This is a genomic window from Pedobacter sp. GW822-FHT03F06, from assembly GCF_058801365.1.
The window spans coordinates 75,757-87,498 of record NZ_JBXANE010000004.1; the positions used below are offsets into that span (position 1 = coordinate 75,757).

General features: G+C 38.1%; 10 protein-coding genes. 6 read left to right on the plus strand and 4 right to left on the minus strand.

Going from position 1 to position 11,742, the window contains the following annotated elements:
- Window positions 1-41: 41 nt before the first annotated feature.
- Window positions 42-779: an electron transfer flavoprotein subunit beta/FixA family protein gene (locus AC1RJ8_RS08015; RefSeq protein WP_492953578.1), complete on the minus strand. Its 738-nt coding sequence runs from the start codon at window positions 777-779 to the stop codon at window positions 42-44.
- A 131-nt stretch (window positions 780-910) separates the two neighbouring features.
- On the opposite strand from AC1RJ8_RS08015, the gene AC1RJ8_RS08020 reads away from it, so the two are divergent.
- Both AC1RJ8_RS08020 and chrA read left to right on the plus strand, forming a co-directional pair.
- Window positions 911-1,246 (plus strand): tetratricopeptide repeat protein, encoded by a 336-nt coding sequence (locus tag AC1RJ8_RS08020; protein ID WP_108198752.1) that lies wholly within the window; start codon window positions 911-913, stop codon window positions 1,244-1,246.
- A gap of 35 nt (window positions 1,247-1,281) precedes the next feature.
- Window positions 1,282-2,499, plus strand: a complete 1,218-nt coding sequence (chrA, locus tag AC1RJ8_RS08025; protein WP_492953577.1) for a chromate efflux transporter — start codon at window positions 1,282-1,284, stop codon at window positions 2,497-2,499.
- A 542-nt stretch (window positions 2,500-3,041) separates the two neighbouring features.
- On the opposite strand, the gene dnaB is transcribed toward chrA, so the two are convergent.
- Complete coding sequence (dnaB, locus tag AC1RJ8_RS08030; protein WP_029275163.1) at window positions 3,042-4,604, minus strand: replicative DNA helicase; 1,563 nt, start codon at window positions 4,602-4,604, stop codon at window positions 3,042-3,044.
- A 200-nt stretch (window positions 4,605-4,804) separates the two neighbouring features.
- On the opposite strand from dnaB, the gene rlmB reads away from it, so the two are divergent.
- Window positions 4,805-5,572: a 23S rRNA (guanosine(2251)-2'-O)-methyltransferase RlmB gene (rlmB, locus tag AC1RJ8_RS08035; protein ID WP_492953576.1), complete on the plus strand. Its 768-nt coding sequence runs from the start codon at window positions 4,805-4,807 to the stop codon at window positions 5,570-5,572.
- Window positions 5,573-5,720: 148 nt separating this feature from the next.
- Here rlmB and AC1RJ8_RS08040 read toward each other — a convergent pair whose 3' ends face one another.
- Both AC1RJ8_RS08040 and AC1RJ8_RS08045 read right to left on the minus strand, forming a co-directional pair.
- Entirely contained in the window at window positions 5,721-6,812 is a 1,092-nt protein-coding gene (locus AC1RJ8_RS08040; RefSeq protein WP_492953575.1) for a mannose-1-phosphate guanylyltransferase, read from the minus strand.
- A 15-nt stretch (window positions 6,813-6,827) separates the two neighbouring features.
- Window positions 6,828-7,796 (minus strand): KpsF/GutQ family sugar-phosphate isomerase, encoded by a 969-nt coding sequence (locus tag AC1RJ8_RS08045; protein ID WP_492953574.1) that lies wholly within the window; start codon window positions 7,794-7,796, stop codon window positions 6,828-6,830.
- A 91-nt stretch (window positions 7,797-7,887) separates the two neighbouring features.
- Between AC1RJ8_RS08045 and recQ the strand changes: the two genes are divergently transcribed.
- The 3 genes from recQ (at window position 7,888) to AC1RJ8_RS08060 (ending at window position 11,698) form a co-directional block, all read left to right on the plus strand.
- Window positions 7,888-10,077, plus strand: coding sequence for a DNA helicase RecQ (gene recQ / locus AC1RJ8_RS08050; protein ID WP_492953638.1), 2,190 nt, complete (start codon window positions 7,888-7,890; stop codon window positions 10,075-10,077).
- Window positions 10,078-10,166: 89 nt separating this feature from the next.
- Window positions 10,167-10,979 carry a 3-deoxy-8-phosphooctulonate synthase gene (gene kdsA / locus AC1RJ8_RS08055; RefSeq protein ID WP_029275158.1) on the plus strand — a complete coding sequence of 271 codons (813 nt, stop codon included), beginning with the start codon at window positions 10,167-10,169 and terminating at the stop codon, window positions 10,977-10,979.
- Between the two features lie 2 nt (window positions 10,980-10,981).
- Window positions 10,982-11,698, plus strand: a complete 717-nt coding sequence (locus AC1RJ8_RS08060; RefSeq protein ID WP_492953573.1) for a YqjF family protein — start codon at window positions 10,982-10,984, stop codon at window positions 11,696-11,698.
- The last annotated feature ends 44 nt before the right edge of the window (window positions 11,699-11,742 follow it).

Genomic DNA, 11,742 nt, shown 5'->3' on the forward strand with positions numbered 1-11,742 from the left:
TTTTTAGTTATTTTAAAAGTCCCCTTCAGGGGATTTAGTGGCTAGATTACTTTAGCTTCGCTGTGAAGTAAACCAATTAACGATTCTGTTTGGTCGGCAGGAATTAACTTAACCGTTCCGCGCGGAGCAGGGGTTTCGTATTTCGTAACCTTAGTTACTTCTTCAATAGCAACTGCATCTACTACAGCCAATGGTTTTGTTCTGGCACTCATGATACCACGCATATTCGGTATTTTCGGTTCTGCCACACCTTCAGCACAACTTGCAACAAACTTGCCAGAAACGGTTAATACTTCTTTACCACCTTCAATTTCTCTCTCAATCGTTGCTGTATCACCATCAATAGCTAATTTTTTGATAATAGATACTGAAGGGATATCTAAAAACTCACCAACCATAGCAGCAACCTGATTACCATTGTAATCGATAGATTCACGACCGGTTAAAATTAGATTGAAATCTTTATCTTTTGCATATTCTGCAATCTGTTTTGCCACGAAATAAGCATCCCTAGGTGCCGCATTAACCCTAACCGCATCATCTGCACCAATTGCAAGCGCTTTTCTAATGGTTGGATCGTTACCTGCTTCGCCTACATTAATAACCGTTACCGTTCCTTTACCGCCTTCAGTTAGCTCAATTGCCCTTGATAAAGCGATTTCATCGTATGGATTAACAATATATTGCACTCCTGACGTATTGAATTCGGTATTATCATTAGTAAAAGTTATTTTTGTCGTTGTGTCTGGCACATTACTGATACAAACTAATATTTTCATATGTTAATAGTGGTTTTTATTGCTATGAAGCTATCGCAAGCCGAAATTTTTAGCTCATGATAATTTCATATGTTATATGTTTATTATATAAGGTCTTTCTGCAAATTTAATTAAAAAAGCAAGGAAATAAAATGTCATCAACCCGTTTAAGTAAGTTATTAGAATTTTTAGAAAGCGATCCGAACGATCCTTTTATACTATATGCCTTAGCCACAGAGTATAACGCACAAAATGATAAGGAAAAGGCTTATTCTTTTTACCTTCAGTTAACGGATAAACACCCCGATTATGTTGGCACTTATTACCATTTGGGGAAATTGCTTGAAAAAGATGATCAAAAAGAGAAAGCTATAGCCATTTATCAGAAGGGAATGCAGGTAGCACGCAACAAAAGAGACATGCACGCTTTTTCTGAACTACAGGGCGCATATAATACAGCTGCCGGATTAGATTATGAAGACGATTAGTTCAGTTAAAAGTTATCAATTTTCAGTTTGAGCTAATGCAAACAAAACCCATAGCTGCAAAAAAACAGTGGTTATTTATTAGAAACGTAATCTTTTTTACATTTACTTCTTTTGGAGGTGCACAAGCGCATCTGGCTTTGTTGCTTAAATACTTTGTTCAGAGCACTAAATTTATCTCAGAGGAAGAACTTTTAGAGTTAAATGCACTGGCACAGGTACTGCCCGGACCAGCATCCACCCAAACCCTGGTTGGGATCGCCTGGAAAGTTGGAAAACTTAAACTGGCCATCATTACTTTCCTGATCTGGATTTTACCTACAGCAACCATAATGACCTTTGCTGCAATTAGTTATGCTTTACTGGATCAAAAACAAAAGTTTAACGATATTTTAGAATACATCCAGCCAATTGCACTGGGTATTGTAGCTTATGGTGCATGGAAACTTGGTAAAAAAGTTTTATCCTCTCAGGTTTCTATATTCCTGGCCATTGCTTCGGTTATTGCCACATTAGTTTTGAGAAATGCCTACGTGTTTCCATTGTCGATATTAATAGGCGGAATGATCTCTTCAGCCATCGAAACACCAAAAGAGGAAGCGGAGTTAAGGGTTAAACTTTTTTCGAATATCAATCCTAAAAAACTGGTTTACTTTCTGGGTGCTTTGCTTTTATTTGCCTTGGTAGGTGCAATTATAAACAGAACATCGCCCTTTAGTTTACCGATTCGTTTGCTCGAAAACTTTTACCGTAACGGGATATTGGTCTTTGGCGGTGGACAAATACTTGTCCCTTTGATGTTTACCGAGTTTGTAGAGATGAAACATTATTTACCTTCATCTGGATTTTTATCGGGTTTTGCATTACAGCAGGCCTTACCTGGACCAACATTTTCTTTTACGAGCTACTTAGGCGCATTAAGCATGAGGAATTTTGGTTATGGATTATGGGGCCAAATTTTAGGAGGACTGATCGGGGTGATCGGCATCAACTTACCCGGATTAATCCTCGTTTTATTTATTGTACCTTTTTGGGACGATCTGAAAAAGATCTCACGGATCCGTCATAGCCTTTCAGGAATCAATGCGGTTAGCGTTGGATTTATTATCGCTGCTTTTGTGCTACTGTTAATACCGATGGGCTTTAACTGGATATTTTTAGGGATAATGGGTGCTACATTTTTATTGTTAAATTTTACTAAAGTTAGTCCACCTGTTATTGTATTAGCAGGTATATTAATTGGATATTTATTTTAGTAATAACAAATGAAGGTTTTGAATCTTCACTATAATTTGAAAAGCAATTACAGTACTAATACGTTAATGTAGCCCCGCTATCACTGCTGCTCCGATGAAGTATCGGGAGCATTCGTTTTATCGGGTTTAGATTGGTTGGTTCCCTGCTACTAGGCCAGTTTTCCGTGCCTGAGTTCTAGCTTTTAACTTGAGAGATCTGGTACTTGTGGGTATATTAATAGGAATGACATGAAGATTTTCGTGCATTTTAGCTCATGTGGATTGTCATTGCTAGAAGGCTTTTTCAGCCGACAGCCTGTCCCGACCTTTCGGGGAAGCAATCTTACCGCTAGTAGCGAGCGCTTTAAGATTAGCTTCGCTGAGCACTGCGTGGTTCCCGCCTGCGCGGGAAAGACGACCACCTTAGGGGGGCCGTCAATGGTAGCCAAGTCGAAGGGTAAAAAAAGATCATAACATAAAAGCATAGGCAAACTTCAAAAAAGCTAAACTTTTATGCTAAAAAATAAAAATGAGTTTTGTTCCAAAAGGTAGATTATTTATTCCTAAAACGGTGGATCATCATCGTTATAATCGTCCATTTTTGAAGGGCGGATAATCACATTGCTTTGTTTTTCAAAATCCTGAGATGGGTACATACCGGCTGAAGGATCAGCTGCAAACGAACTTGGCGGCGCATTAAAGTCCTCTTCCAAATCGGTAAACTTCACAAATTTACCTACGAATTTAAGTGGTACAATTCCGGTTTCACCGTTACGGTGTTTTGCAATGATAACCTCACCAATACCTGCTTGCGATCTTCCTTGTTCATCCTCGGTAATACCGTAATATTCAGGACGGTATAAGAACAATACCATATCCGCATCCTGCTCAATTGAACCCGACTCACGTAAATCGGATAACATAGGCCGTTTTCCTTGCAAACCTGGTCTACTCTCTACCGCACGACTTAACTGCGATAGTGCCAGCACCGGAACATCAAGTTCTTTTGCAACCGATTTTAATGCTCTCGAAATACTACCAATTTCCTGCTCACGGTTACCGCCACCTTTTCCTTCGCCTTTACCATGCATTAACTGCAAGTAATCGACAATTACCAATTGAATATCGTATTGTGATTTTAATCTTCTGCATTTTGCCCTGAACTCAAAAATATTTAGTGCAGGCGTATCATCAATTAATAGGGGAGCTTCGGTTAAACGGCCAATTTTACTGTGTAACTGCTGCCACTCCCATTCCTGTAAATTTCCTTTCCTGATTTTTTCCTGCTCAATTTCGGCTTCTCCAGAAATCAAACGATTAACCAACTGAACTGACGACATCTCTAGCGAGAATACTACCGTTGGTTTTGCAAAATCGACGGTGGCGTTTCTTGCACAGGTTAGTACGAAAGCCGTTTTTCCCATCGCCGGACGTGCAGCAATAATTACTAAATCCTGCTTTTGCCAGCCACCAGTTATTCTATCTAGCCCTGTAAAACCAGTTGGCACACCAGTTAAACCATCGGTTTTGGTACGAAGCTCTTCAAGTGTGGCTAACGATTGTTTAATGATATCGTCCATTTTCTGTGTATCTCTACGCAGGTTATTCTGGGCAATTTCGAAAAGTCCTTTTTCTGCCTGGTCTAAGAGATCGAAAATATCAGTTGTATCTTCATAAGCATTTGTAATAATTTCGGTTGAGATTCTGATCAGTTCACGCTGAATATATTTCTGAGAAATAATACGGGCGTGAAACTCGATATTCGCTGCCGAAGCAACTCTATTGGTTAAGTTGGTAATGTAATAGGCGCCACCAACCATTTCTAAAGAGCCTAATGTTCGCAGTTCTGCCGTTACTGTTAAGATATCAACTGGTCGCGATTTTTGAAATAGAATATGAATCGCTTCAAAAATTTTCTGGTGGGCAATGTTATAAAAAACCTCTGGTTTCAAAACATCAATTACAGCAGAAAGCGCATCTTTTTCGAGCATTAACGCTCCAAGAACTGCTTCCTCAAGATCCAATGCCTGAGGGGGAATTTTCCCCTGTGAACTTATAGTATTACTTAACCTGCTTTTTCTAGCAGTTATACTGTTCTTTCCGCCTTGTTCATTATCGATACTCATTCCACAAAAGTAATCAAATTTTGATGCGCTTGTTCGAATTAGTTACTAGCTGTTTGTTAACAAATTGAAGCATAATCAGATTAAATTTTATTGGATTTACGATGTCATATAAATTTTTAAACAATTAAATGTTAATAAGGCGCACATTGTTTAGGGCTAAAACATTTTATTTGAATACTTTTGCCTAACAATTTCAAAACATGGATAATTTTAGAAGACCGCAACGCACAAAAGAGAATAATGAGTTTGTATTCGGCATCAGGGCTGTAATAGAGGCCGTTAAAGCAGGAAGAGACATTGAAACCATTTACCAGCAACGCGGTCTGGGCGGCGATCTTTTTTTAGAATTAAAAGCCCTTCTAAAAGACACTTTGATCCCTTTAAATTCGGTTCCGGTTGAGAAGTTGAACCGCATGTCGCAGAAAAACCATCAAGGTGTAATTGCTGTTATTTCGCCAATTACCTATCAGAATATTGAAGATATTATTCCAACCATTTTCGAAAAGGGCGAGGTTCCATTAATTTTGGTTTTAGATAGTGTTACCGATGTGCGTAATATGGGTGCAATTGCGCGTACGGCCGCCTGCGTAGGGGTTCATGCTATTGTTGTTCCATTAAAAAATGCAGCACAGATCAATGCTGATGCAATTAAAACCTCTGCGGGCGCATTATTCAGCATTCCGATTTGTCGCCATGCTAACCTACACAAAACCTGTTTATTTCTACAAGAAAGTGGACTGCAGCTGGTAGCCTGCACCGAAAAAACCAGCGATTTTATTTATGCACCAGATTATACTATGCCTACGGCAATTATAATGGGATCAGAAGATGAAGGAATTTCTAACGATCTTTTAAGGGTAGCCGATCACCTGGCCAAAATACCAATGGCAGGAAAAATCGAATCGTTAAATGTTTCTGTTGCTGCCGGAGTAATTTTATACGAAGCTGTTAGACAAAGAACAGTTTAATGCAAAAGGGAAGAAGGTTGATGGAATTAATATCGATTAATACATCTCATCAGCGTTCGTCTTCCTGAACTTGTTTCAGGATCTTACAATGGATAAAAATATAAAATGGATGATGAACACTATGCTACATCATCCATTTTACATTTATTTAAATAAATTTATTGCCAAAACGCGATTTAACCTCTGCAACAAACTCTTTAACTTTTTGCTCTTCATTTCTTGGGCAGATCATCAGCATATTATTGTTTTCCACAACAATGTAATCGTGCAGCCCCTGTAGGATAACCAATTTATCTTTAGGAACATTTACCATACAGTTCGATGAATCGAACATCAGTACCTGCTCTGAAGGGATAACCGCATTACCCACATAATCTTTCTCAGCCATCTCATAAATAGAGGCCCAGGTTCCCAAATCAGACCAGCCGAAATCGGAAGGAAGCACATAAACATTTTCTGCTTTTTCCATAATCCCAAAATCTATTGAAATATTGGTGCATTGGAAATAAGCATTATTGATAAATTCTTTTTCGCCAGCTTTATTCAACTCAGACCTACCGATGTTAAATATCTCATACATATCTGGAAGGTGTTTCTCGAAAGCACTCAATATCGACTTCGCCGACCAGATAAAGATCCCTGCATTCCACAAGAAATCGCCACTCTGCAAAAATGATTTTGCCAATTCTAAATTTGGCTTTTCGGTAAAGGTTTTAACTTTATGCAGATCAGTATCGGTATTGAGCACATAATCTGTATGCTGGATATAACCGTAACCCGTATCCGGGCGGTTTGGTTTAATACCCAAAGTGATTAAACAATCATTTTTTGAGGCAGCCGCTAAAGATTGCTCAATAGATGCTATAAAGCCATCAATATTTGCGATGGTATGATCAGAAGGGGCAACAACAATCGTTGCATTAGGGTTTAACTCGGCTATTTTTAAACTTCCATAAGCCACACAAGGGGCTGTATTTCGCATTAAAGGCTCAGCCAAAATCTGGTTATCTGTTAGTTGCGGTAATTGCTCTTTAATTAAATCTGAATAAATTTCGTTGGTAACGATAAATATATTTTCAGGAGGACAGATGTTTAGAAATCTTTCGTAAGTACTTTGAATCAAGGTTTTTCCAACACCGAAAAAATCGATAAACTGTTTTGGATATTCTGTTCTACTTACTGGCCAAAAGCGACTTCCGACGCCACCGGCCATAATTAATGCATAATAATCTTTATTCATTTTTTATTTTAAAAATTACACAATGCCTTCGTTAAGGAGATCGTGTAAATGGATAATGCCAAAGTAAGTATTTTGTTCTAGAACTAGCAACTGTGTAATGTTATTTTGCTTAATAATATCTAAGGCATCAACCGCTAAAGCATCAAATTGTATGCTCTTTGGCGTTCTACCCATTATATCTTCGGCTTTTAAGTTTGCAATAGAATTGTTATTTTCTAACATCCGTCTTATATCACCATCGGTAATAATGCCAAGCACCTTATCATCGCTATCAACAACAACAACAGCACCCAAACGGTTTTTACTAATTTCTATTAACACATCTTTAACAGAAGCTGATGGATGTATGGCTGGTTTTTCGTTAGACAGGGCCAGATCCCGGGCTTTTAAATATAATTTTTTACCTAATGACCCGCCTGGATGATATTTCGCAAAGTCGGATTCATTAAAATCTCTGCACTCCAATAAACAAATAGCTAAGGCATCGCCCAATGCCAATTGCGCCGTTGTACTGGTAGTGGGGGCCAAATTATGCGGACAGGCTTCTTTTTCGAAAGAAGTATTTAAAATCAGATCGGCCTGTTCGGCTAAAAAAGAATTCAATTCACCAACCATCCCGATGAGCAGATTGCCAGAGGTTTTTAACAAGGGGGTAAGTACTTTTATTTCTGGCGTATTTCCACTTTTAGAGAGGCAGATTACAATATCATCAACCTGGATCATCCCCAGATCGCCATGAATAGCATCTGCAGCATGCATAAAAATAGCAGGGGTACCTGTTGAATTAAAAGTAGCTACCATTTTTTGTGCTATGATTGCACTCTTTCCTATACCCGTAACAATTACCCGTCCTTTGCCATGTAAAATGCTCGATACGACTTTTTCAAAATCGCTGTTAATATTCTTTGCAACATTTAATATTGCTGCTGCCTCAAGCTCTAATGTGCTTACAGCCGATTGGATTATTGATTTTTTACTTTTCAAAGAGAAAATAATTGTCTGTTAATACTTGAAATTCTTGTAAAATTATGTTATTTTGGATACAAAAATAGCATCGCATATTTTATTACACAAAATGGACGTGAAAAAGTCGTTATTTGATAACCTACAAAATTTCTTCGGGTTTGACAATTTCAAAGGTGATCAGGAGTCGATCATTACAAATATTTTAGAAGGCAATAACACATTTGTTATTATGCCAACAGGCGGAGGGAAGTCTATTTGCTATCAGTTACCCGCTTTAATGAGCGAGGGAACAGCAATTGTAATCTCTCCACTAATTGCATTGATGAAAAACCAGGTAGACCAATTAAGGGCTTTTGGTGGAAATGACAGTATTGCTCACTTTCTTAATTCATCCCTAAATAAATCTGAAATTACTCAAGTTAAATCTGATCTTTTAAGCGGTCAGACTAAGTTATTATATGTTGCGCCAGAGTCTTTGGCGAAGCAGGATAATATTGAATTTTTAAATCTGATTAAAATCTCGTTCGTTGCCGTTGATGAAGCGCATTGTATCTCTGAATGGGGGCACGATTTCAGACCAGAATACCGTAAGATTAAACAGGTTATTGCAGGATTAGGAAATAATATTCCAATTATAGCATTAACAGCAACCGCTACGCCAAAAGTACAGCAGGATATTATGAAGAATCTTGGAATGACGGAAGCAACCTTGTTTAAATCGTCATTTAACAGGCCCAACTTATTTTACGAAATCCGCCCTAAAAGAGACATTACCAAAGAAATTATTAAGTATATCAAATCTAATCCGGGCAAATCCGGGATTATTTACTGCCTTAGCCGTAAAAAGGTTGAGGAAGTGGCAGAAGCATTAAATCTAAATGGAATTAGTGCCTTGCCTTATCATGCGGGGTTAGACCCAAAGGTTAGGGCCGAAACACAGGATAAATTTTTGATGGAAGATGCCGAGGTGATTGTTGCAACCATCGCCTTTGGTATGGGGATCGATAAACCGGATGTTCGCTTTGTGATTCACCATGATGTGCCAAAAAGTATGGAAGGTTATTACCAGGAAACTGGTAGGGCCGGACGTGATGGTGGCGAAGGCGTATGTATAGCTTTCTACGCTCAAAAAGACGTAGATAAACTGGCTAAATTTATGAAAGATAAACCAGTTTCGGAACGCGAAATTGGCACTCAGATATTAAAAGAAGTGATCGATTACGCTGAATCTGGCGTATGCCGACGCAAACAGATCCTTCATTATTTCGGTGAAAATTTTAACGAAACGGGCTGTAACTGCATGTGTGATAATTGCAAAAAGCCTAAAAAACAATTTGATGCGGAAAGTCAATTGTTGACTGTTTTGAAATTTATCGAAAAATCTGGCGAAAAATTTGATGATGCACACTTGTTAAACGTATTTTTAGGTTTAGAAACCGCTCAGACAATTGCTTACGAACACAGTAAGATTCCTGAATTTGGAATCGGTAAAGAAGAAGGCGAGCTGATGTGGAAATCGATTATCCGCCAGGCTGTTTTAAATAATTATCTTTTTAAAGACATTGATAATTACGGTTTATTAAAATTAACCAAACAGGGAAGAGATTTTATTATCAACCCTTATAGCCTTAAATTCATACTAAACGAACCAATAGAGAACGGTGCTGATGACGATGATGATGATGTAAAACAAGGTACAGGTGCTTTAGATTCCCATCTTTTATCATTGCTTAAAGAGCTGCGTAAAAAAATTGCGAAGCAGAAAAGTGTTCCTCCATTCGTAGTTTTCCAAGACCCATCTTTAGAGGAAATGTGTACACATTACCCGATTACGATGGAAGAACTTCGCCAGATTTCTGGTGTAGGTTCGGGTAAAGCGATGAAATTCGGGACACCTTTTATCGAACTGATCAAAAAATATGTCGAGGATAACGATATCGAACGTCCTATCGATCTGATTATTAAAACGCAGGCCAATAAATCGCAAATGAAGGTTTCGATCATTCAAAATATCGACAGACAGATTGGTTTGGAAGATATTGCCGATTCGAAAGGCATCACCTACGAAGAAATCCTAAAAGAAGTAGAATCGATCGTAAACTCTGGCACTAAACTTAACCTAAACTATTTCATTGATGAGGTAATTGATGATGATAGACAGGATGAAGTATTCGACTATTTCAGAGCAGCTGAAAGCGATTCTATCGACGAAGCACTTAACGAATTAGGTGAAACCGATTATACCCGCGAAGAAATTCAATTGATGCGGATTAAATTCATGTCAGAACTAGGAAATTAAAATAGATTTGAGATGTTAGATTTGAGATAAGAGAGATGTACACTCGTTTCAAATCTCATGTCTCAAATCTCATGTCTCAAATCTCAATTATGTTAAACTATTTAGATAAATTAAAAAATACAGACTCGGGAAATTTCTTTTTAATGGCTGGCCCATGCGCTATTGAAGGCGAGGATATTGCCATGAGAATTGCCGAAAAGATTATTACAATTACGGATAAACTTCAGATTCCATATATTTTTAAAGGTTCGTACCGAAAAGCAAATAGAAGCAAAGGAAGTTCTTTTACAGGCATTGGCGATGAAAAAGCTTTACGCATTTTAGAAAGGATTGGTAGAGAATTTGGTGTACCAACGGTTACCGATATCCATGAAAGTGGCGAGGCCGCAATGGCAGCTGCTTATGTAGATGTATTGCAGATCCCTGCATTTTTATGTCGCCAAACTGATCTATTAATTGCTGCCGCCGAAACCGGAAAAGTAGTAAACGTTAAAAAAGGTCAGTTCCTTTCTGCAGGTTCAATGAAATTTGCAGTTGAGAAGGTAAAAGAAGCCGGAAACAACAAAGTGATTTTAACAGATAGAGGTAATACTTTTGGTTATCAGGATCTGATTGTTGATTACCGTGGTTTACCTGAAATGCAGGGGTTCGGCGTTCCTGTAGTGATGGATTGCACGCATTCCTTACAACAACCTAATCAAAGCAGTGGTGTTACTGGTGGTAAACCAGAATTGATTTCCACTATCGCTAAAGCAGCAATTGCAGTAGGAGCAGATGGCTTGTTTATTGAAACACACCCTGATCCTGCAAATGCAAAATCAGATGGTGCCAATATGTTACATTTAGACCTTTTGGAAGAAACATTAACCAAACTGATCCGAATCAGACAAGCTATATTATAATCTTGAATAATCCGAAAGTATTTCTCACTGCCGAATGGCGTAAACTGGCTTTGGCTCAGTATACTGTAGATAAAGAAATACTTTCGAAATACTTGCCCGCACATACTGTACTGGATGATTGGCAGGGCAAGTATTATGTGAGTTTAGTCGGCTTTATGTTTGTTGATGTTAAACTCCGAGGCTTTAATATTCCCTTCCATACCAATTTTGAAGAAGTTAACTTAAGGTTCTATGTTAAATTTAAAGATGAAGATACATGGAAAAGAGGCGTTGTATTTATTAAAGAATTTGTACCCAAGCCTGCCATCACCTTTGTAGCTAACACCATTTATAAGGAAAATTACCAAACATTTCCGATGAAACATGTTTGGATTGAACAAGAACATCAGCTTGAGGTAGATTATCGCTGGAAGAACCGAACCTGGCATAATTTTTCAGTTATAGCTTCTTCAAAGGCAGAAGAAATACGAGTTGGTAGCGAAGAAGAATTTATTACAGAGCATTATTGGGGTTATACTAAAATCGGAGCGAATAAAACATCTGAATACGGTGTTGAACATCCGCGCTGGCAAGTTTATCCTGTAAAAGATTATAAAATTAATGTCGATTTCGGAATTAACTACGGAGATGATTTTTCTTTTTTAAACGATGCTAAGCCTGATTCTGTATTCTTGGCTGAAGGCTCTGAAATAAGGGTACTAAAAGGAAAGAAGTTTTAATCTAGATCCTTACTCCATGCGTCACCCTGATTTATTTCAGGGTC

What these genes read in the sequence shown, in the direction of transcription:
- rlmB (WP_492953576.1), top strand. Translation starts at nt 4,805, where the DNA reads ATGGATAATTTTAGAAGACCGCAACGCACAAAAGAGAATAATGAGTTT.
- chrA (WP_492953577.1), top strand. Translation starts at nt 1,282, where the DNA reads ATGCAAACAAAACCCATAGCTGCAAAAAAACAGTGGTTATTTATTAGA.
- AC1RJ8_RS08040 (WP_492953575.1), bottom strand. Translation starts at nt 6,812, where the DNA reads ATGAATAAAGATTATTATGCATTAATTATGGCCGGTGGCGTCGGAAGT.
- recQ (WP_492953638.1), top strand. Translation starts at nt 7,888, where the DNA reads ATGGACGTGAAAAAGTCGTTATTTGATAACCTACAAAATTTCTTCGGG.
- kdsA (WP_029275158.1), top strand. Translation starts at nt 10,167, where the DNA reads ATGTTAAACTATTTAGATAAATTAAAAAATACAGACTCGGGAAATTTC.
- dnaB (WP_029275163.1), bottom strand. Translation starts at nt 4,604, where the DNA reads ATGAGTATCGATAATGAACAAGGCGGAAAGAACAGTATAACTGCTAGA.
- AC1RJ8_RS08015 (WP_492953578.1), bottom strand. Translation starts at nt 779, where the DNA reads ATGAAAATATTAGTTTGTATCAGTAATGTGCCAGACACAACGACAAAA.
- AC1RJ8_RS08020 (WP_108198752.1), top strand. Translation starts at nt 911, where the DNA reads ATGTCATCAACCCGTTTAAGTAAGTTATTAGAATTTTTAGAAAGCGAT.